The organism is Streptomyces sp. NPDC033966 (genome assembly GCF_055575955.1).
On the sequence record NZ_JBVIRQ010000001.1, the window covers coordinates 555,105 to 575,067 of the forward strand.

The following is a 19,963-nucleotide window of genomic DNA, read 5'->3' on the forward strand; positions in this document are numbered from 1 at the left end:
GGGCCCACGATCGTAGGGCCCACCCATGCAACTTACTGAGGCTTTAGTCAGTTCCCGGTATCGGGGGGAAAGGAGGCAGGATGTTGTCCATGTCCAACCTTTCGCCCTCCCCCGGCACCCCCATGGCGGCCACCCCGCTGACCCGCGCCGTCCTCGAGATCGACGAGTACGCCTCCACCCTCGGCTGGGACAAGCCGGCCCGGCTGTTCGCCCTGGTCGACACCGCCCGGCTGCGCAGGCAGGAGCCCCGGCTCGCCGGGCAGCTCGGCCTGGACCAGGACGACGCGGGAAAGAGCCAGCTCACCCCGATCGAGCAGGACGAGGTGCCGGCCGGGACCCCGCTGGACAAGTTCCTGGGCACCATCGCCTGGCCCGACGCCGTCGTCGGCTGTGCCCTGACGGTGGAGCGGCTGATGCTGCCGCCGTCCGCGGAGGCCGCCGTACCGGACGGGCTGAACGACAAGCAGCTGACCAAGTGGGTCGCCGCCCACCCCGAGCGGCAGGAGGTGCGCCTCACGGTGGGCGTCCTGCGCGACGGCTCGCGCGAGTCGGCCGTACGGCTGCGGGAGAAGGACTCCTCCAGCGAGGTGCTCACCGGCGCGAGCCTGGTGCCGGGGCTGGCCGACGCACTGGCGGCCACCTTCCTGGGCTAGGCCGCTCCGCCTGCGCGGCGGGAGCGGCGGCGGGGCGCGGTCAGGACGCGGTCAGGACGCCGTGCACTTCGGCAGTCCGGCCGTGTCCCCCTTGCTGATCTTCTCCAGCGCCTTGGTGGCGTCGTCGATGGTGGCGACCTTCACCAGGGTCAGGCCCCCGGGCGTGTGCTGGGCGGCCGAGGCGCAGTTCTCGGCCGGGGTCAGGAAGTACTCGGCCCCGGCCTTGCGGGCGCCGATGGTCTTCATCTGGATGCCGCCGATGGGCCCGACCTTGCCCTCGTCGTCGATGGTGCCGGTGCCCGCGATGAACTTGCCGCCCGTGAGGTTCTCGGGGGTGAGCTTGTCGACGATGCCGAGGGCGAACATCAGGCCGGCGCTCGGGCCGCCGACGTCGGCGAGCTTGATGTCGACCGGGAACGGGAAGGTGTGGTCGGTCCCGGCCCGGATGCCGACGATGGCGTGGCCGTCGTCCTCCGCCTTGCCCGCGGTGATGGTGACCTTCGCGCTGCCGGTGGGCTCGCGGTTCGCCTTCTCGGCCTCGGCCGCCTCGGCGGCGGGCACGATGGTGAACTCGACGGGCTCGCCGGGCTTGTGCTTGGTCACGAGCTTGGCGACGTCCCCGGGGGCGGTGACGGGGGCGCCGTCCACCGCCTTGATCACGTCCCCGGCGTGCAGCCTGCCCTCGGAGGGGCTGCCCTTGACGACGGTGGAGACGACGACGCGGGCGGCCACCGGGATGCCGAGCTGCTTGAGGGCGGCCACCTTGGCGCTCTCCTGCGACTGGCTGAACTCCTCGGCGTTCTCCTGCGTCGACTCCTTGTCCGTCTTCCCGTTCGGGTAGAGGTTCTCGTGCGGTACGACGATGTTGTCGCCGGCCATCCAGCCGTACACCGCTTCCAGCAGGTTCATGTCGTAGTCGGCGCCGGTGACGCGGACCGTGGTCATGTTGAGGTGGCCGCTGGTCGGGTACGTCTTGTGCCCCGAGATGTTCAGCACCGGCTCACCGCGCGAGTCGCCCAGCGTGTTCACGGTCGGGCCCGGGCTCATCTCGGAGTACGGGACCTTGATGAAGACCCCCGCGCAGAGCAGCGCGAACAGCACGAGGAAGGAAGCGAGCATCGTCGCGGTGCGGCGTGGCATGGATCGACAGTACGGGACGGCCCGACCGGGCGGCCCGTGGGGCCGGTCCGTACGGGGCCCGCGGGCGGAACTCTCACCGGATTCTCAGCCGGGGCCTGGTCGGGGGCCTGCGGGGAACGGTTCCGGGCCCGTGAGGGGGACGGGGAGGGGCTCTCGGGACGCGTCAGACGGCGTCGGAACCGGAGTGCGCCTTGTCGCTCGTCCCGGCCCGGTCGGCCCTGTCCATGGCCTCGCGGAACCTGGCGTAGCCGGCCAGTTCGGATATGTCTCCCTGGGTGCGGTCGCGGGCCGCCCAGCTGCCCCATATCGCCGCTCCGATCGCGGCGAACAGCGGAATCAGCAGCCACACCAGTGATGCCATGAACGTGCCTCCCTGCCCCGAAAGTGCGTGTCGTTGGTGGCTTCAACGCTCGTGCCCGGAGGGGGGTTACGCAAATCGGGGGCGTGTTGCGCGGCCGAACGGGGGCGACGCTACCCCCCGCCCGTGAGGGCCCCGCGCCCGGCCCCCGCTCCGGCCCGGCTCAGAGGCCCGCCACGGGTTCAGCAGGCGCCGACCCACTCCTCCGTGCCGTCCGCGAAGGTCTGGTGCTTCCAGATCGGGACCTCGTGCTTGAGGTCGTCGATCAGCATCCGGCAGGCCTCGAAGGCCTCGCCTCGGTGCGGGCAGGAGACGGCGACGATCACGGCCAGGTCGCCCACGGCGAGGTCGCCGACGCGGTGGACGGCGGCCAGGGCGCGGACCGGGTACTTCGCCACGACGCGGTCCGCGACGCGGCGCATCTCGGCCTCCGCCGTCGGGTGGCAGGAGTAGCCGAGCGAGTCGACGTCGGCTCCGCCGTCGTGGTTGCGCACCGTCCCGACGAAGAGGGTGGTGCCGCCGGTGGCGTCGTCGCCGACGGCCTTGAAGACCTCGTCGATGGAGAGCGGGGTCTCACGGATCTCGAGCAGCCGGATGGGGTCCTGAGCGGCCTGCTCGCCGGGGTGGTCGAAGTGCGGTGCCATGTTCCCCATCGTGCCCTAGCCGCCGACCCGGTGGAATAGCCGTTTCGCCCGGGGCGCGGCGCGCCGGTTGGGAGCCTCCTACAGGAGCCGGGCCCCGCCCCGGACCGGGCCGGTCCGGGGCCGTGTCCCGCAGGTCAGAGCCCGCGGCGGCGCCGGGCGCGGCGTACGGCGGCGGCCGCGCCGAGCAGGGCGACCGTCGCACCGGCGGCACCGGCGGCGGTGGCGGCGTCCTTGCGGCCGAGGCGCCGGCCGGCGACGGTGTGCCGGCCCGCGACCTCCTGGAGCAGCTCGGCCAGCACCTCCTCGTTGGTCCAGCGGGGCCGCCAGCCCGCCGCGTGCAGCCCGCTGACGCTGACCACCCACGGGTGCATGGTGTACGCGAGGTCCCCGGCCGGGGACGGGGTCAGGCCGATCCGGTGCAGCCGGGCCGCGGCGCCGAGCGCGACGGCGGAGGGCAGCTCCATGCGGCGGATCCCGCTGAGCTCCTCGACCTCCTCCTGCTCCAGCCAGCCCTCGCAGCCGACGGCGAGCTCGCCCTCGGCCTTCTCCAGGGCGGCGTACTCCAGGGCGCTGACCAGGTCCTCGACGTGGCAGAACTGCCAGGTGGGCCGGGATCCGGCGACGACGAGCAGGCGCGGGGACTCGAAGTACCGGGTCAGGGCGGTGTCCGTGCCGCCGACCAGGACCGCCGGGCGGACGACGGTCACGTTCAGGCCGGGGTGGGCGCGGGGGGCGCGGCGGCCCAGGCGCTCGATCTCCAGCAGGTCGCCGACGCCGGTGGCCTCGGCGGTGGCGCGCAGCTCGGAGTCCTCCGAGAGCGGGATGTCGTTGTCCGGCAGGGCCCCGTAGACCATCGCCGAGGTGCACAGCACGACCCGGTGCACGCCGGCCGCCGCGGCGGCGGTCAGCACGGTCTGGGTGCCGCGCACGTTGTACGCGGTACGCGCGGCCGGGTCGGTCTCCAGGTCGAGGTCCAGCGCGAGGTGGACGACGACGTCCGCGCCGCGCAGCTTCTCGGCGATCGCGGGGTCCCGTACGTCCAGGATGTGCCACTGGGCGGCGGCGCAGTCCCCGCGCCGCTCGTCGATGGCCACGACCTGCTTGACCTCGTCGGATTCGGCGAGGCGGCTGACCAGGGCGGCGCCGACGCCCGAGGCGGCTCCGGTCACCGCGATCACGGGGCTGGGCCGGCGCGGACCGGCCTGGTTTCGCGGCTGGCGAACGCCGGACGCGCTGTCGTCGTGCTCAGGGCGGTTTTCGGCGTCGTGCGGCGCGCGAGCCTGCGGATCTGGGGAACTCACCGGGCGTCTCCAGCGGTTGTCTTCAGTGGGGGCGCGCTGTGACGCGTACCCACCAGGTGATGTCCATCCTGCCGCAGCCCAGGACCCGGCGGAGCACCGAGCCCGGAAGCGGGAGTGGTGTCTAGGCTGGGTGGTGTTGTCGGACCATCGCCCGTCGGCTCCCGCCGGCGGCCCTACGAGCCGAGGAAACCCGTGAGCGACACCCCATTCGGATTCGGCCTTCCGCCGGAGGAGCCGGAGGACGGCGACAAAGGCAAGAAGGGCGGCCAGGGAGGTCCCGGCAATCCGTTCGGGTTCGACCCGGGCAGCCTTCCCGGCGGCTTCCCCGGCGGTGCGGAGAACCCGTTCGCCGCGATGTTCGGCTCGATGAACCCGAACGACCTCGGTGCCGCCTTCCAGCAGCTCGGCCAGATGCTGAGCTACGAGGGCGGTCCCGTGAACTGGGACATGGCCAAGGACATCGCCCGCCAGACCGTCGCGCAGGGCACCGCGGACGGGGTCAAGGACACGAGCGTCGGCGTCGCGGAGAAGTCCGCGGTCGAGGAGGCCGTGCGTCTGGCCGACCTGTGGCTCGACGGCGTCACCTCCCTGCCGTCGGGTGCCAACGCGGCCGTCGCGTGGAGCCGCGCCGAGTGGGTGGAGGCGACCCTCCCGGTGTGGAAGGAGCTCGTGGACCCGGTCGCCGAGCGCGTCGGCGCGGCCATGGGCAGCGTGCTGCCCGAGGAGATGCAGGCCATGGCGGGCCCGCTGCTCGGGATGATGCGCTCCATGGGCGGGGCCATGTTCGGCCAGCAGATCGGCCAGGCCGTGGGCACGCTCGCGGGCGAGGTCGTCGGCTCGACGGACATCGGGCTGCCGCTGGGCCCGGCCGGGCGGGCGGCACTGCTGCCGCTGAACATCGAGGCCTTCGGCAAGGACCTGAGCGTTCCGTCGGACGAGGTGCGGCTGTACCTGGCGCTGCGGGAGGCGGCGCACGCCCGCCTGTTCGCGCACGTGCCGTGGCTGCGGTCGCACCTGTTCGGTGCGGTCGAGGGCTACGCGCGGGGCATCAAGGTGGACACCTCGAAGCTGGAGGACGTGGTCGGCCAGCTCGACCCGTCGAACCCGGAGCAGCTCCAGGAGGCGCTGCAGGGCGGTATGTTCCAGCCGCAGGACACCCCGGAGCAGAAGGCCGCCCTGGCCCGCCTGGAGACGGCGCTCGCGCTGGTCGAGGGCTGGGTGGACGCGGTCGTGCACGAGGCGGCGAAGCCCCGTCTGACGTCGGCGGACGCGATGCGCGAGACCATGCGCCGGCGGCGTGCCTCGGGCGGTCCGGCGGAGCAGACCTTCGCGACGCTGATCGGGCTGGAGCTGCGTCCGCGGCGGCTGCGGGACGCCTCGCGGCTGTGGGCCTCGCTCACCGACGCGCGCGGCGTGGACGGCCGCGACGGGCTCTGGGAGCACCCGGACATGCTGCCGACGGCTTCCGACCTGGACGACCCGGACGGGTTCGTGCACCGCGAGCAGCTGGACTTCTCCGAGATCGACAAGATGCTCGGCGAGGCCGCCCAGCAGCGTGACGAAGAGGGCGACGACAAGAAGTGAGCCTGTACGACGACGCGGTCCGGGTCCTGAAGGAGTACGAGGGCCCGGACGCCGAGCAGGACGAGCTGCGCGGGGTCTACCTGGAGCACCTGGCCGCCCACCCGGAGGGGGTCTACAAGCCCTGCACGGCCGGGCACGTCACGGGCAGCGCGCTGGTGATCGACCCGGTCGGCGGCCGGGTGCTGCTGACCCTGCACAAGAAGCTCGGCATGTGGCTCCAGATGGGCGGGCACTGCGAGCCCGGGGACACCACCCTCGCCGGGGCGGCGATGCGCGAGGCCGTCGAGGAGTCGGGCATCGGCTCGGGGCTGACGCTGGTGGCGGGCGGGCCCGTGCGCCTGGACCGGCATCCGATCCCCGCGCCGTGCAACTGGCACCTGGACGTGCAGTACGCGGTGCTGGCCCCGGACGGCGCCGAGGCGGAGATCAGCGACGAGTCGCTGGACCTGCGCTGGTTCCCGTACGCGGAGGTGCCGGCGGTCGCCGATGCCTCGGTGGTGCGGCTGCTGGAGGCCACCCGGGCGCGGCTGGGCGCGTGACGCGGCGGGGAAGGGGCGGGCCCGTGCGGGTCCGCCCCTTCCCCGTGTGCCGGTCCGGTCCCGGTGCGGGTCAGTTCCAGGCGTTGTTCTGGTTCTGGGCGTGCGCGCCCTGCTGGCCCATGCCGTACTGGGCGGCGATGCCCTGTCCGAGCTGGGCGTTCTGCGGCGGCAGCACCTCGCTGGGCTGCACCAGGGCGAAGCCGGTGCCGAGGAAGCTGAGCTCCCAGCCCTCGCCGGTGTTGCCGCGGCGCCGCCACACGCCGGTGGAGTGCGTCTGGGCCTGCATCTGCACGCGCAGCGAGGTGGACCAGGCGACGATGGCGTCGGCGTCGGCGTTGACGTACTTGTCGGGGGTGACCTGCATCATCAGCGGCTGGCCGGAGGTCATGAGGGCGACCTTGCCGCGGCCGGAGATGTTGAGCTGGTACTTGCCCGAGCCGGAGATCCCGTACTGGCTGTCGACGGCGATGACCTCGGAGTGCAGGGTGGAGTCCATGGCGAGGACGTAGCTGCTGTCGACGGTGAGGCCGTCGTGGTCCACGTCGACGACGTGGACGTACTGGGCGAGGTTGGCGAAGTAGACGGTGCCCTGGCCGGAGCAGCGCATCAGGTCCAGGCCCTCGCCGGTGCGGCGGCGGGCGCCCCGCTGGTTGTTGCTCTGGTACTCGCCGTCGAAGTCGACGATCCCCTGATAGGCGACCATCGAGCCCTTGCGGGCGAGGATGTCGTCGGAGCCGGTCAGGGTGACCCTCAGGAGCTGGGGGTTCTGGACGGTGTAGCGGTCCTGGGACTGCTGCTCGGCGTGGCCGAAAAGTGAGCTCTGCATGATGTGTCCGCTCCCCCTCAGCCCCGGGTCCGGAGCCGGTCGGTGCTGTCCTCGCTGGGCTGTACGACGACGATGCCCTGACCGGAGAAGGCCATCTGGTAGGCCTCCCCGCTGCCCCGGCCGATCATCGACGAGGCCTTGAAGCTGCGCTTCCCCTTGACCTTGAGGTTCGGGGACCAGGCGACGAGCGCGTCCGGGTCCACGTACGTCTCGTCCTCGCCGCGGCCGCAGTCGACCACGATCGGGGTGCCGCGGGAGGTGATCGCGACCCAGCCGGTGCCGGCGACCTGGACGTTGAACAGGCCCTGGCCGGCAAACTTCGCCATGCCCTTGACCCGCTCCACGCCCCACTGGAGGTGGGCGTCGAAGGCGAGGAGGTTGGTGCCGTTGACGGAGAGGGCGTCGTTGTTGAGGTTGATGCAGACGACGTCCGCGCCGTAGTCGGCGAGGTAGAGCAGGCCGTCGCCGGTGCACTTCATCAGGGGCGCGCCCTCGCCGGTCAGCCACTGGGAGGCCATCTGACGGACGGCGGGCGGGTTGGGCTCGTACTGGACGAAGCCCTCGTAGGCGACCATCGATCCGGTGCGGGCGAAGAGGTCCTGGCCGCTCTGCATGGCGACCTTGAGCATGGCCCGGCCGTGGTTCTCCATACGGGCCGTGACGGGCGTCGGGGCGTAGCCCGCGAGCTGCTGGTTCATTGCGTTCATGGCGTTCATGTGGGGCTCCCTCAGACCTCGTACGGCTGGACGACGATGAAGTTGCCGGGGGCGCCGCGGAACTGGAGGTTCACGGTCTCCCCGCTGTGGCCCGGGTAGGCGTTGCGGCGCAGCCGGACCTGGCTGGAAATGATCACCTGTGAGGCGGCCGACCAGGCGACGATGGCGTTGCTGTCGGCGAAGGTGGTGGGGGTGACCGGCAGGACGACGGGCACGCCGTGCGTCTTGACGATGACGGTGCCGGAGCCCTGGAACAGCATCGTGAACAGGGCGCCGCCGGGGATGCCGTGGCCCTCGATGCGGCGTACCTCGTGCTGGAGGGACTCGTCGAAGGCGAGGACGCTCTCGGCGGAGACGCAGATGCCGTCGCCCTGGAGCTCGATGGCGTGCAGGTGGGCGCCGTTCTCGGCGAGGAAGACCTGGCCGCGGCCGGTGCAGCGCATCAGCTGCATTTCCTGGCCGGTGGCGTTGCCGACGATGCGGCCGGCGAAGCCGGCGCCCTTGTAGCTGAAGTCGACCTTGCCCTGATACAGGACCATGCTGCCCTGGCGGGCGAGGACGGCCTGGCCGCCCATCGCGAGGTCGACCCGCATGAGCTGCTGGTTCTGCGGGGTCCAGCGGGCGCCGGTGGGGGCCTCCTTGTACGGCTGGAGGGCGGCGGCGAGGCCGGCGCCGGGCGCGGCGGCCTGCGGGGCCTGGCCGTAGGGGGCCGGGGGCTGCTGGCCGTAGGGGGCCTGCGGGGCGGGCGGCTGGCCGGGGACCTGGCCGTACGAGGGCTGCGGCTGCTGGCCGTAGGGCGCGGGGGCCGGGGCCGGCGGCGGGACCTGGGCGCCGTAGGAGTGCTGCGGCTGCTGGCCGTACGAGGGCGGGCCGGGCTGCTGCGGCGGGTGGGGCGGCTGGCCGTACGGGGCCGCGGGCGCGGGCGCGCCGAGCGGGGCGACCATGGTCGGGGCCGAGTGCACGGGCGCGGGCGCCGGGGGCTGCGGGGCCGGGGGCTGCTGCTGCGGCGGGGCGTACGGCGCGGGGGCGGGCGCCGGGGCGGGCGGCTGCTGCTGGACCGGGGCGCCGAAGGACGGGGCCGGGGCGGCGGCCTGCGGGGGCGGCGCGAACGAGGGCGCGGCGGCCTGCGGCTGGGCCGGGGCCTGGGGCTCGGGCTGCGGCTCGTCCTCGGCGACCTCGCCGCCGAAGTGCTCCAGCAGCGCGGCGAGGCCGCCGTCGAAGCCCTGGCCGACGGCGGCGAAGCGCCACACGTCCTTGCGGTAGAAGTCGCCGATCATCAGGGCGCGTTCGGTGCTGAACTCGGAGCCGGTGAAGGAGTACCGGACGACTTCCTCGCCGCCGGCGACGATCCGGATGTAGCCGGGGCCGATCTGCGACATCTGGCCGGCGCCGTCGAGGGTGGCGCTGAAGGACAGCTTGTGGATGGACGCGGGCACGTGGTCGAGGGTCACCCGGAACGACTCGGTGTCCCCGGCCTGCGGGCCGAGCTGCTGGATCGACTCCTCGGGCGACTTCGGCTGGTTGTAGAAGACGAAGTAGCGGTCGTCCGACAGCCGCTCGTCGGCGTCGAGGCCGAAGCAGCTGATGTCGAAGGTGAGCCCGGGCCCGGCGATCTGAACGCCCACGTACAGATCGGTGCCCGCCGTCAGATCACTGATCTTGGCCTTGTGGCCGCGTTGGAATTCCCTGGCCATGTGTCCGACCGTCCCCCATCCCGACTTCGACTGCTCGATATGTGCCGCTCAGGCTAACGGCTCCTGCCGACATCCGGCCAAGTCGGCACCGACCCGGTACCGACCCGGTTCCGGCCCGGTTCCGGCCCGGTGCGCGTCCGCCTTCCGTGACGGAGGGTCACTCCCCGCGGGCGGCCGGGACCCGGGGCATGCGCTCCGCCGCGGCCACTCCTTCGAGGAACCCGCGGGCCCGCTCGGTCTTCGGATAGGCCTCCAGCAGCTCCCAGAAACGGGGGCCGTGGCCGGGCACCAGGAGGTGCGCCAGCTCGTGCAGCAGCACGTAGTCGACGACGTACTCCGGCATTCCCTGGATGCGGTGGGACAGCCGGATGCTGCCCTCCGCGGGGGTGCAGGAGCCCCACCGGGTGTTCTGGTTGGTGACCCAGCGGACCGAGAGCGGACGCGCGCGCCCGCCGAAGTACTGCTCGGACAGACGCTCGGCGCGCGCGATCAGTTCCGCGTCGCCGAGGGTGCGCTTGCCCTCCTGCGCGGCGAGCTTGTCGAGCATGACGCCCACCCAGCGCCGTTCCTCGGCCTCGGACATCCGGGCGGGGATCAGGACGACGGTCCGCTCGCCCTCGCGGTAGGCGGACACGGTCCTGCGGCGGCGCGCGCTCCGGCGTACTTCGACGGCGCGCTGTGGCGGGTCGGCTGGCACGCCTCGACGGTACCCGGTAGCCGTGGCGGAAGTCCCGCGCGTCCGGGGTTCGGGACGTGATCGGTTCGCCGTGGTGTCACGGACCCCCGCCGTTCATCTCATATGCCCAATACCCCTTGCCTGTGGACAAATCCGCGCACGCGGCCAGGCGGCCGGGCATCGTGGCGGAAACGCAGAAACGCGGAAACGCAGAAACGCGGAAGACGAAGTCGTGGACGGGGAGGCCGTGATGTATCCGAAGGTGAAGCCGGCACTGGCGAGGGCGTGGCGGGACCTGCAGACGGTCCAGTTCGGGGTGACGCCCGCCCACGCGGTGGTGCTCGGACCGCTGGACACGGCGACGGGGTCGCTCATCGACCGGATCGACGGGACGCGGGGCATGGAGCTGCTGCGGGCCGAGGGCGCCGGGATGGGGCTGCCGGAGGGGCAGGTGGACGGGCTGGTCCGGCACCTCGCCGGGGCCGGGCTGCTCGACGACCTCACCGCCGGGGGGCCGCGGGCGCAGGCCGTGCGGAGAAGGCCGGAGGTGCTGGAGCGGCTGGGGCCCGACCTGGGCTCGCTCTCGCTGGTGCACCGGGAGCCGGGCGGTGACCTGCGCGGTGTCGCGGCGCGCAGGGCGTTACGGGTCCAGGTGCGCGGGAGCGGGCGGGTGGGGGCGGTGATCGCCGCCGTGCTGGCGGGGGCCGGGGTGGGCCGGGTCGATGTGCTGGACGGGGGCCGGGTGGAGGCGGCCGACGTGGCTCCGGGCGGGCTGGATCCGGGGAGCGTGGGCCGGCCGCGGGCGGAGGCCGCGGGGGCGCTGGTGCGGGAGGCGGCGCCGGGGCGGGCTCCGGGCGCGGGGGATCCCGGTGGGCCGGGGCCGGAGCCGGCCCTGGTGGTCCTCGCACCCCGGGACGGCCTCCAGGCGTGGGCCCCCGATCCGGCGACGGCCGCCGACTGGGTGGCGACGGGCACCCCGCACCTGTACGCGGGGGTGCTGGAGGGGACGGGGCTGGTCGGGCCCCTGGTGCTGCCCGGGTCCACGGCGTGCGCGGGGTGCATGGAGCGCGACCGCGTCGACCGGGATCCGGCCTGGCCCCGCATGCTGGTCCAGTGGCGCTCGGCGCACCGCCGCCGCGGGCCGGGGGCCTGCGACCTGGGGCTGTCCACGGCGGTGGCCGGCCTCGCCGCGGCGCACGCCCTGGCCTTCCTCGACGGGCAGCTGCCCGCTTCGACGGCGGCCCGGTGGGAGGCCGCCCTGCCCGGGCTGCACTGGCAGCACACCGCGCTGCACCCGCATCCGGACTGCCCCTGCGCGGCCGCGGACCCGGGAACGGCCGCGGACGCGGCGGCCGGCTCCGGGGCGGTGCGGTCGTGAGCCGCCGGACTCCCGCCGGAGCCGGGCCGGGTGCCCCGGTCCGGGGGGTCGGGGTGCCATGGCAGGATGCGACGGGGGCCGCGCCGCGTCCCGAACCGCCGCTCGCGGCACAGCAGTCCGGAAACTGGAGGGGCTCATGTCTGATCTTCCCCGGAAGGCGGTCACGCGCACCGTCAAGCTGGCCGCGCTACCACTCGGCATCGCGGGCCGGGCCACCTGGGGGCTGGGCAAGCGGATCGGCGGCAAGTCGGCCGAGATCGTGGCCCGCGAACTCCAGCAGCGCACGGCCGAACAGCTGTTCCGCACGCTCGGGGAGCTGAAGGGCGGCGCGATGAAGTTCGGGCAGGCCCTCTCGGTGTTCGAGTCCGCGCTTCCCGAGGAGGTCGCCGGCCCCTACCGGGCGGCACTGACGAAGCTCCAGGAGGCGGCCCCGCCGCTGCCGGCGGCGCGGGTGCACGAGGTGCTGGCGGAGCGTCTCGGCGAGGACTGGCGGGAGCTGTTCGAGGAGTTCGAGGACAAGCCGGCCGCGGCCGCCTCGATCGGGCAGGTGCACCGGGCGGTGTGGCACGACGGGCGGCAGGTGGCGGTCAAGGTCCAGTACCCGGGGGCCGGGGAGGCGCTGCTGTCGGACCTCAAGCAGCTGGGCCGGTTCGCGGGGCTGCTGGGGCCGCTGGTCCCGGGCATGGACCTCAAGCCGCTGATCACCGAGTTGCGCGACCGGGTCGCGGAGGAGCTGGACTACGAGCTGGAGGCCGAGGCGCAGCGCACCCACGCCGACGCCTTCGACGCCGACGAGGACGTGGTCGTCCCGGACGTCGTGCACCAGGGTGACCAGGTGCTGGTGACCGAGTGGATGGAGGGCACCCCGCTCTCCGAGGTGATCGCCGACGGGACGCGGGAGGAGCGCGACCGCGCCGGACAGCTGCTGGCCCGGTTCCTCTTCTCCGGGCCCGCGCGGACCGGTCTGCTGCACGCCGATCCGCACCCGGGCAACTTCCGGCTCATCTCGGGGGCGGACGGCCGGATGCGGCTGGGCGTACTGGACTTCGGCACGGTGGACCGGCTGCCGGGCGGCTGGCCCAAGCCCATCGGCCGGTCGCTGCGGATGACCCTGGACGGCGACGCCGAGGGGGTCTACGGGCACCTGTGCGCCGAGGGGTTCGTCAGGGAGAGCGTCGAACTCGACCCGGACGCGGTGCTGGACTATCTGAAGCCCATCATCGAGCCCGCCGAGGCCGACGAGTTCACCTTCACCCGGCCGTGGCTGCGCGGGCAGGCGGCACGGATCGCCGATCCCCGCTCCCCCGCCCACCAGTTGGGGCGGCAGATCAACCTGCCGCCGTCCTACCTGCTGATCCACCGGGTGACGCTGAGCACCATCGGCGTCCTGTGCCAGCTGGGCGCGACGGTGCGGCTGCGCGACGAACTGGAGTCGTGGCTGCCGGGGTTCCTGCCCGAGGACTGACCCGCGCGGGCCTCACCACCAGGAGGAGTCGAGCCGGCCCTCGATCGCGCGGAGGTTGGCGCGCGCGCAGTCGACGCAGAAGTACTGTCTGGTCCCGTTCTCCACCGAACACGTCCAGGTGGGCGGCGGCGGGGCGCCTTCCGGGGGGCGGGCACCGCAGCGCGCGCAGACGACGGCCTGGGCCTCGGGCCCCGGCGGGGTGGGTTGGGGGGTCGGCTGGTCCACCACCAGACGATATCCCCGCCGGCCCGCGCGGGGCCCCGCAACGCACCGGGGGGACCGGTCCGTTCGGACCGGTCCCCCCGGTGCTGCCCTCGCCGGCTGTGTTCAGCCGGCTCCGGCGGCGTTCACGTCGCTTTCAAGCCGCTGCCGAGCCCTGTCGGGGCCCGTCGCGTGCTCAGTGCATGACGGCCATGGCCAGCGCGCGCCGGGCGCGCATGGAGACGCGCTCGGCCTTTCGCTGCATGCGCCGCGCGGCGACCAGGCGCAGGGCGTGACGCTCGGCGTCCACCTCGCGCATGCGGTCGTCCATATGGGCACGGGCCATGGCTTCTGGGATGAGTTGCATTTCGCGGGTCCTGTTCTGACGCGAGGTGATCGCGCCTGCGGTGATGAAGTCTGCGGTGGCGGAGCCGTGCGGCTGCTCGCTCGTGGGGGCGTAGGGGGACATGGGGGCCTGCTTCAACGGGTCGTGCGTGAGGGGGCGGTCGATGGTTCCGATGGCGGTCATGCCGCTGCAACCGGGTTCTTGCGCGGACGGCCACGGGGCCGCTTGCGGGCCACGACCACGCCCTGGACGAAGAGCTCTCCGCCCCAGACGCCCCAGGGCTCGCGGCGCTCCTTGGCGCCGGCGAGGCAGGCCTCGACCAGCGGGCAGGTGCCGCAGAGGGACTTGGCGTACTCGACGTCCGCCGGGGACTCGGCGAAGAAGACCTCGGGGTCGAAGGTCCGGCACGGTACGGGGACGCCGAGGTTCTCGATGGCGTCGTCGAGCGCGGTGAGCGCGGTGAGGGGGGTCAAGGCGTGGTCCTCCGGGACTGCGGGCGGGGAGATCGTTTGGGTCTGCGGTACGGACGGGGCGTGCGCTTCGAGTTGCACGGTGTTTTCTTCCTCGTCTTGTTCGGCTAGTCGTTCCGGCCGGTCGGCCGGGTGGCGGCTGTGGTACCTGGTCTTGCCAGTCCCGAGGCCCCTTCGCTCCGCCATCCCCGTTCGGGGACAAACAGAAGGGCCGCGGATCCCGGGTGGGGTTCCGCGGCCCTGAAGGCGCCGGCCTGATCATGCGATCAGGCTGGATCACTCCAGGGTTCGAGCCCGCGGAAGGCCCACATCAGGTGGTGCTGCTTGGTCTGCGTCTGCTGCGTCTTGGATCCGGCACCGGCTGCGGCCGCGAAGCCATAGGCGCCATGCGCCTGCCGGGCTTCCGCTACTGCCACCAGTGCCTTGGTCGGTCGCTCATTGCGCTCGCTGACCGGAAGGGTCGCCAGCAGGGCGGGGCTGTCAGCGGAAATCGCGGACAGACCGGTGCCCATGAGGGAGACGGAACCGAGCAGGCAGGAAGCGTCGACCGAGTGATCGGTCATTTTGGTGAAGGTCATGAAGCTGGTCACTGGTCTCGCCTCCTCTCGGCGTCTCGGGGACTCGGCCCGGGGGCCTGTCCCATGTATTCGGATAAGTACAGCACGGATCCGGAGCTTCGGAGAAGCCACCGTTTCCGTTGCTAAGAACCTATGGGGCTTCGCCGGGCATGTGCAAACTATTTTTCCGACGAGTTTCTACGCGTCGTCAGAATCCTCACCGTCAGTCCCCTGACCAGTACAGATGGCCAGGACGTCGGCCCCGTACCGGTCGAGCTTGCGGCCGCCCACGCCGGAGATCATCGAGAGCTCTCCCGGCTCGGACGGCGCGGCCTCGGCGATCGCCATGAGGGTTTTGTCCGTGAACACGCAGTATGCGGGCAGTCCCTGGAGCTTCGACTGCCCGGCGCGCCACTCGCGCAGCCGCTCGTAGAGGCCCTCGTCCATGTCCGAGGGGCAGTCGCTGCAGCGCATCAGCTTGATGTCCCCGGCCTCGGTCAGGGTCCGGCCGCAGACCCGGCACAGCACGGGCCCGCGGCGGCTCCGCTTGCGCGGCGCGCCCTCGGCCGGGACGCCCGGCCGGCCCGCGGGGGCCGCGGAGCCCGGCCGCAGCCCGTTCAGGAAGCGGCTGGGGCGGCGGGAGGCCCGGCCGCCCGGAGCCCGGGAGAGGGCCCAGGAGAGGGTCAGGTGCAGCCGTGCCCGGGTGACGCCGACGTAGAGCAGCCGGCGCTCCTCCTCGACCTGCTCGTCGGTCTTGGCGTATGTGATCGGCATCATGCCGTCGGTGAGGCCGACCAGGAACACGGCGTCCCACTCCAGACCCTTCGCGGCGTGCAGCGAGGCGAGGGTGACGCCCTGGACCGTCGGCGCGTGCTGCGCGGCCCTGCGCTCGTCCAGTTCGACGGTGAGCTCGGCCAGCCCCGCGCCGGGACGGGCGCGGGCGAAGTCCTCGGCGAGGCGGACCAGCGCGGCCAGCGATTCCCACCGGTCGCGCACGGCGCCGGAGCCGGCCGGCGGCTCGGCGGTCCAGCCGGTGGAGCTGAGCACGGCCCGGACCTGGGCGCCGAGCTCGACGACGTCGTCGAGCAGCGGGTCGTTGCCCGCGGAGCGGGCGGCTCCGCGCAGCGCGAGGACCGCCTTCTGCACCTCGGCGCGCTCGAAGAAGCGCTCCGCGCCGCGCAACTGGTACGGGACGCCGGCGTCGGCGAGGGCCTGCTCGTAGACCTCGGACTGGGCGTTGATGCGGTAGAGCACGGCGATCTCGCCGGCCGGGACACCGGCCGCGATCAGGTCGCGGACCCGGCGGGCCACGCCCTCGGCCTCGGCGGGCTCGTCGGGGTACTCGGCGTAGACGGGGTCCGGGCCGGTCTCGCGCTGGGAGACCAGCTCCAGCCGGTGTTCGGCGGCCCGGCCCCGGGCCTGGTTCAGCAGGCCGTTGGCGAGGTGGACCACCTGGGGGGTGGAGCGGTAGTCGCGGACCAGCTTGACCACGGTGGCCTGCGGGTAGCGGGTGCGGAAGTTCAGCAGGTGGTCGGGGGTGGCGCCGGTGAAGGAGTAGATCGTCTGGCTGGCGTCGCCGACGACGCAGAGGCTGTCGCGGTCGCCGAGCCACAGCTCCAGCAGGCGCTGCTGGAGCGGGCTGACGTCCTGGTACTCGTCCACCACGAAGTGCTGGTACTGGGTGCGGATCTGCTCGGCGATGTCGTGGCGGTCCTGGAGGATGCCGACGGTGAGGAGCAGCACGTCCTCGAAGTCGATCATGCCGCGGTCGCGCTTGAGCTGCTCGTACGTGCCGTAGATCTGGGCGATCTCGGCCATGTCGCGGGGGGCCTCGCGGCCGGCCTTGAGGGCGGCGGCCGGGTAGTCGGCGGGGACGGTCTGGGTGACCTTGGCCCACTCGATCTCGCCGGTGACGTCGCGCAGCTCGTTGCGGTCGAGGCGCACGCGGCAGCGCGCGCCGGCCTCGGCCACGAACTGGATCTTGCGCTCCAGGAGCCGGGGCACCTCCCCGCCGATCGCCCGGGGCCAGAAGTACTGGAGCTGGCGCAGGGCCGCGGAGTGGAAGGTGCGGGCCTGGACCCCGCCCGCGCCGAGGGCGCGGAGCCGGCCGCGCATCTCGCCGGCGGCGCGGTTGGTGAAGGTGACGGCGAGCACGCTGGCCGGCATGAGCTGGCCCGAGCGGACTCCGTAGGCGATGCGGTGGGTGATCGCGCGGGTCTTGCCGGTACCGGCGCCCGCCAGCACGCACACCGGCCCGCGCAGGGTCGTGGCGACCTCGCGCTGCTCCGGGTCGAGGCCCTGGAGCACGGCGTCGGCGTCGACGTCGGGCGCGCCGCCGCCGGCCGGTACGGATGAGGAGTGCGTTGCTGCTGTCACCCCGCCATGCTGCCAGGTCCGGTGGGCCGGACGGGAAACTTGTCCACAGGCCCGCGGGATCCGTCACACCGGCCGGACCGGTGGATCAGCAGGTGCCGCAAGGGCGGGCCGGGGGTGCCCCGGGAGCGGGGCGGCCGGCAGTCGGATCGGTCACACCGGGCGGCCCGGCGGGAATGGCCCGGCGGGGCGGGACGTTCGACTCCTCGGATCATCAACCGGCACCGCGATCCACCGAGACCTCACAGAGGAGCGAGCATGCAGGACACGGGCACCGTCACGATGTACAGCACCACCTGGTGCGGCTACTGCCGTCGGCTGAAGACCCAGCTGGACCGGGAGGGCATCGCGTACAACGAGATCAACATCGAGCTCGACCCGGCGTCCGCGGCGTTCGTCGAGAAGGCCAACAACGGCAACCAGACGGTCCCGACCGTGCTCGTGAAGTCCGCCGCCGGCAGCGAGTCCGTGATGACGAACCCGAGCCTGGCCCAGGTCAAGCAGGCCCTCGCCGTCTGACCCGCCCGCTCCCGGAACGGCCCCCGCCGCGGCGGGGGCCGTTCCGCGTCCACGGCGGGGGGACCGGGGGGTACCGGGGTACCCGGGGCTCAGACGGCCGACGGCTCCTTGGGCAGCGGCTGCCCGTACCAGAGCTCGACCAGGCGGGCCGCGATGGAGATGCCCGACGGGGGCAGGACCTCGCCGGCCTCGATCGCGGCGCGGTAGTCCTCGCGGGAGAACCAGCGGGCCTCCTGGATCTCCTCGCCGTCGACCGTGATCTCCGAGCTGACCGCGCGGGCGTTGAAGCCCAGCATCAGGCTGTACGGGAACGGCCAGGGCTGGCTGGCGACGTACTCGACCTCGCCGATCCGCACCCCCGCCTCCTCCCACACCTCGCGGACCACGGACTGCTCTATCGACTCGCCCGGCTCCACGAAGCCCGCCAGCGTCGAGAAGCGGCCCTCCGGCCAGTGCACCTGGCGGCCCAGCAGCGCCCGGTCCTGCTCGTCGGTGACCAGCATGATCACCGCCGGGTCGGTGCGCGGGTAGTGCTCGGCGCCGCAGCCCGGGCAGCGGCGGATGTGGCCGGCCGCCGCGACGACGGTGCGCTCGCCGCAGCGGGAACAGAAGCGGTGCATGCGCTGCCAGTTCTCCAGGGCCACCGCGTGCACCATCAGCCCGGCGTCGCGCGGGTTCAGCAGCAGCCCGGCCTCGCGCAGCCCGGCCGGGCGGGCCGACTGGTCCATGCGGCCCGGCAGGGAGTCCTTCTGCAGCGCGAAGTACCGTACGCCGTCCTCGTCCGTGCCCAGGAAGTACCGGTGCGTCTCGGTGACCGGGGCCTCGAAGGCGGGGGTCATCACGATGCCCGTGCCGCCGTCGGGGGTGTCGTCGATCAGCACCTGGCCGCCGGAGACGACGAAGACGCGGGTCGTCGGGTGGCTCCAGGCGGCGGCGAGCCACGCCTCGTCGAGACGGTGGTGCGCGGCGCGGTCGATACCGCTGGGCGCGGTGAGCGAAAGGGGCCGCTCGGTGTGGGTGCTCACTGGTACTTCCAACTCCCCCGGTGGTGGGACAAGGCAGGCGTACGGAACGTGCTTCAGACGGTGGTGGCGGCGGGGGCGGCGGGCTCCGGCGACCAGTTCCCGGCGAGGTCGCCCCACAGGTAGGCGGTGGTCTCCACGCCCTTGAGGAGCAGGTCGAGCTCGACCTTCTCGTTGGGCGCGTGCCAGCCGTCGGAGGGTACGGAGATCCCCAGGAACAGCACCGGCGCGCCCAGCACGTCCTGGAGGTCGGCCGCCGGGCCCGAGCCGCCCTCGCGGGTGAAGCGGACCTGCTGCCCGAAGGCACGGCCCATGGCGCGGACCACGGACTGCAGCGCGGGGTGGTCCAGCGGGGTCAGGCAGGGGCGGGTGGGGGCGCCGAAGACGATGGAGTGCCGGATCCCGTCCGGGACGCGGGCCGCGACCCACTCCCGGACGGCGGCCTCGACCTCGTGCGGGTCCTGCCCCGAGACCAGGCGGAACGACAGCTTCAGCTGGGCGGAGGCGGGCACGATGGTCTTGCCGCCGGGGCCCTGGTAGCCGCCGCCGATGCCGTTGACCTCGGCGGTCGGGCGGGCCCAGACGCGCTCCAGCGTGGAGTAGCCGGCCTCGCCGGCGGCCGCGTACGACTTGGCCGTGCGCAGCCACTCCTTCTCGTCGAAGGGCAGCTCGGCGATCAGGCGGCGCTCGGCGTCGGTCAGCTCGGCGATGTTGTCGTAGAAGCCGGGGATCGTGACCCGCCCGTCCTCGTCGTGCAGGGCCGCGACGACGCGGGCGGCGACGGTGGCCGGGTTGGGCACGGCCCCGCCGAAGGCGCCCGAGTGGATGTCCTGGTCGGGCCCGTGGAACTCGATCTCGCAGTCGGCGACGCCGCGCATGCCGGTGCAGACGGTCGGGGTGGTCTCGGACCACATGCCGGTGTCGGAGACGATCACGACGTCGGCGGCGAGCTCGGCGGCGCGCTCCTCGACGAGGTCGCGGAAGTTCGGGGAGCCGGACTCCTCCTCGCCCTCGATGAGGAGCTTGAGGTGCACGGCGGGGGCCCCGGCGCCGGTCGCGGCGAGGTGGGCGCGCAGGCCGAGGGTGTGGAAGAACACCTGGCCCTTGTCGTCGGCGGCGCCGCGCCCGTACATCCGGCCGTCCTTGACGACCGGCTCGAACGGCTCGGTGTGCCAGCCGTCGGCGAGGGCGGCGGGCTGCACGTCGTGGTGCCCGTAGACGAGGACGGTGGGGGCGGCCGGGTCGGCGGCCGGCCAGTGCGCGAACACGGCGGGCGCGCCGCTGCCCTCGGCGGTCTCCCAGACCTCGGCGACGGGGAAGCCGGTCTCCTTGAGCTTCGCGGCGAGCCAGTCGGCGCTGCGGCGTACGTCGCCCGCGTGCTCGGGCTGGGCCGAGACGGAGGGGATGCGCAGCCACTCGGCGAGGTCGTCGAGGAAGGCTGCGCGGTGGGTGTCGATGTACGTGCGGACGACGCTGTCCGGGGCTTCGCTCATGGCCACGA

At 73.2% G+C, this 19,963-nt stretch carries 21 protein-coding genes; 6 read left to right on the top strand and 15 right to left on the bottom strand.

The features are described 5' to 3' along the window. Positions 1-80 precede the first annotated feature (80 nt). Positions 81-653 carry a PPA1309 family protein gene (locus ACZ518_RS02555; RefSeq protein ID WP_469111179.1) on the top strand — a complete coding sequence of 191 codons (573 nt, stop codon included), beginning with the start codon at positions 81-83 and terminating at the stop codon, positions 651-653. A gap of 51 nt (positions 654-704) precedes the next feature. Here the strand turns inward: ACZ518_RS02555 and ACZ518_RS02560 are convergent, their stop codons facing one another. From ACZ518_RS02560 to ACZ518_RS02575, 4 genes are all read right to left on the bottom strand, one after another. Continuing rightward, positions 705-1,793, bottom strand: coding sequence for a YlbL family protein (locus ACZ518_RS02560; protein ID WP_469111180.1), 1,089 nt, complete (start codon positions 1,791-1,793; stop codon positions 705-707). A gap of 163 nt (positions 1,794-1,956) precedes the next feature. Next, on the bottom strand, positions 1,957-2,154 hold the full coding sequence (locus tag ACZ518_RS02565) for a hypothetical protein (protein WP_469111181.1): 198 nt from the start codon (positions 2,152-2,154) through the stop codon (positions 1,957-1,959). Between the two features lie 179 nt (positions 2,155-2,333). Next, positions 2,334-2,795 (bottom strand): molybdenum cofactor biosynthesis protein MoaE, encoded by a 462-nt coding sequence (locus tag ACZ518_RS02570; protein ID WP_469111182.1) that lies wholly within the window; start codon positions 2,793-2,795, stop codon positions 2,334-2,336. Between the two features lie 134 nt (positions 2,796-2,929). Further along, positions 2,930-4,096 (bottom strand): SDR family oxidoreductase, encoded by a 1,167-nt coding sequence (locus ACZ518_RS02575; RefSeq protein ID WP_469111183.1) that lies wholly within the window; start codon positions 4,094-4,096, stop codon positions 2,930-2,932. Between the two features lie 192 nt (positions 4,097-4,288). Here ACZ518_RS02575 and ACZ518_RS02580 point away from each other — a divergent pair, with 192 nt between their 5' ends. Beyond that, a complete protein-coding gene (locus tag ACZ518_RS02580; protein WP_469111184.1) occupies positions 4,289-5,680 on the top strand; it encodes a zinc-dependent metalloprotease in 1,392 nt (463 codons plus the stop codon). After that, complete coding sequence (locus tag ACZ518_RS02585; RefSeq protein WP_469111185.1) at positions 5,677-6,219, top strand: NUDIX hydrolase; 543 nt, start codon at positions 5,677-5,679, stop codon at positions 6,217-6,219. The genes ACZ518_RS02580 and ACZ518_RS02585 overlap by 4 nt, the downstream gene beginning before the upstream one ends. 70 nt (positions 6,220-6,289) lie before the next feature. On the opposite strand, the gene ACZ518_RS02590 is transcribed toward ACZ518_RS02585, so the two are convergent. From ACZ518_RS02590 to ACZ518_RS02605, 4 genes are all read right to left on the bottom strand, one after another. Further along, a complete protein-coding gene (locus ACZ518_RS02590) occupies positions 6,290-7,045 on the bottom strand; it encodes an AIM24 family protein (protein WP_469111186.1) in 756 nt (251 codons plus the stop codon). 17 nt (positions 7,046-7,062) lie between these two features. Beyond that, complete coding sequence (locus ACZ518_RS02595; RefSeq protein ID WP_385767817.1) at positions 7,063-7,743, bottom strand: AIM24 family protein; 681 nt, start codon at positions 7,741-7,743, stop codon at positions 7,063-7,065. Positions 7,744-7,772: 29 nt separating this feature from the next. Next, positions 7,773-9,455 carry a TerD family protein gene (locus ACZ518_RS02600; protein WP_469111187.1) on the bottom strand — a complete coding sequence of 561 codons (1,683 nt, stop codon included), beginning with the start codon at positions 9,453-9,455 and terminating at the stop codon, positions 7,773-7,775. A gap of 157 nt (positions 9,456-9,612) precedes the next feature. Next, positions 9,613-10,152 (bottom strand): M48 metallopeptidase family protein, encoded by a 540-nt coding sequence (locus ACZ518_RS02605; RefSeq protein WP_469111188.1) that lies wholly within the window; start codon positions 10,150-10,152, stop codon positions 9,613-9,615. Between the two features lie 229 nt (positions 10,153-10,381). On the opposite strand from ACZ518_RS02605, the gene ACZ518_RS02610 reads away from it, so the two are divergent. Together ACZ518_RS02610 and ACZ518_RS02615 are read left to right on the top strand one after the other, a co-directional pair. Beyond that, positions 10,382-11,509, top strand: coding sequence for a ThiF family adenylyltransferase (locus tag ACZ518_RS02610; protein ID WP_469111189.1), 1,128 nt, complete (start codon positions 10,382-10,384; stop codon positions 11,507-11,509). Positions 11,510-11,645: 136 nt separating this feature from the next. Beyond that, entirely contained in the window at positions 11,646-12,974 is a 1,329-nt protein-coding gene (locus tag ACZ518_RS02615) for an ABC1 kinase family protein (protein WP_469111190.1), read from the top strand. A 12-nt stretch (positions 12,975-12,986) separates the two neighbouring features. On the opposite strand, the gene ACZ518_RS02620 is transcribed toward ACZ518_RS02615, so the two are convergent. The 5 genes from ACZ518_RS02620 to ACZ518_RS02640 all read right to left on the bottom strand — a co-directional run bounded on the left by ACZ518_RS02620 (position 12,987) and on the right by ACZ518_RS02640 (position 16,924). Next, positions 12,987-13,199 carry a hypothetical protein gene (locus ACZ518_RS02620; protein WP_469111191.1) on the bottom strand — a complete coding sequence of 71 codons (213 nt, stop codon included), beginning with the start codon at positions 13,197-13,199 and terminating at the stop codon, positions 12,987-12,989. Positions 13,200-13,371: 172 nt separating this feature from the next. Continuing rightward, complete coding sequence (locus ACZ518_RS02625) at positions 13,372-13,704, bottom strand: hypothetical protein (protein WP_469111192.1); 333 nt, start codon at positions 13,702-13,704, stop codon at positions 13,372-13,374. Continuing rightward, positions 13,701-14,072: a WhiB family transcriptional regulator gene (locus ACZ518_RS02630; protein ID WP_007266407.1), complete on the bottom strand. Its 372-nt coding sequence runs from the start codon at positions 14,070-14,072 to the stop codon at positions 13,701-13,703. Before ACZ518_RS02630 ends, ACZ518_RS02625 begins: the two co-directional genes overlap by 4 nt. A gap of 185 nt (positions 14,073-14,257) precedes the next feature. Further along, complete coding sequence (locus ACZ518_RS02635; protein ID WP_469111193.1) at positions 14,258-14,581, bottom strand: hypothetical protein; 324 nt, start codon at positions 14,579-14,581, stop codon at positions 14,258-14,260. 165 nt (positions 14,582-14,746) lie between these two features. Further along, positions 14,747-16,924 carry an ATP-dependent DNA helicase UvrD2 gene (locus tag ACZ518_RS02640; RefSeq protein WP_469111194.1) on the bottom strand — a complete coding sequence of 726 codons (2,178 nt, stop codon included), beginning with the start codon at positions 16,922-16,924 and terminating at the stop codon, positions 14,747-14,749. Between the two features lie 255 nt (positions 16,925-17,179). Between ACZ518_RS02640 and ACZ518_RS02645 the strand changes: the two genes are divergently transcribed. Beyond that, on the top strand, positions 17,180-17,440 hold the full coding sequence (locus ACZ518_RS02645; protein ID WP_469111195.1) for a mycoredoxin: 261 nt from the start codon (positions 17,180-17,182) through the stop codon (positions 17,438-17,440). A gap of 89 nt (positions 17,441-17,529) precedes the next feature. Here the strand turns inward: ACZ518_RS02645 and nudC are convergent, their stop codons facing one another. Further along, positions 17,530-18,477, bottom strand: coding sequence for an NAD(+) diphosphatase (gene nudC / locus ACZ518_RS02650; RefSeq protein ID WP_469111196.1), 948 nt, complete (start codon positions 18,475-18,477; stop codon positions 17,530-17,532). A 41-nt stretch (positions 18,478-18,518) separates the two neighbouring features. After that, entirely contained in the window at positions 18,519-19,955 is a 1,437-nt protein-coding gene (locus ACZ518_RS02655) for a dipeptidase (RefSeq protein WP_469111197.1), read from the bottom strand. Positions 19,956-19,963 lie beyond the last annotated feature (8 nt).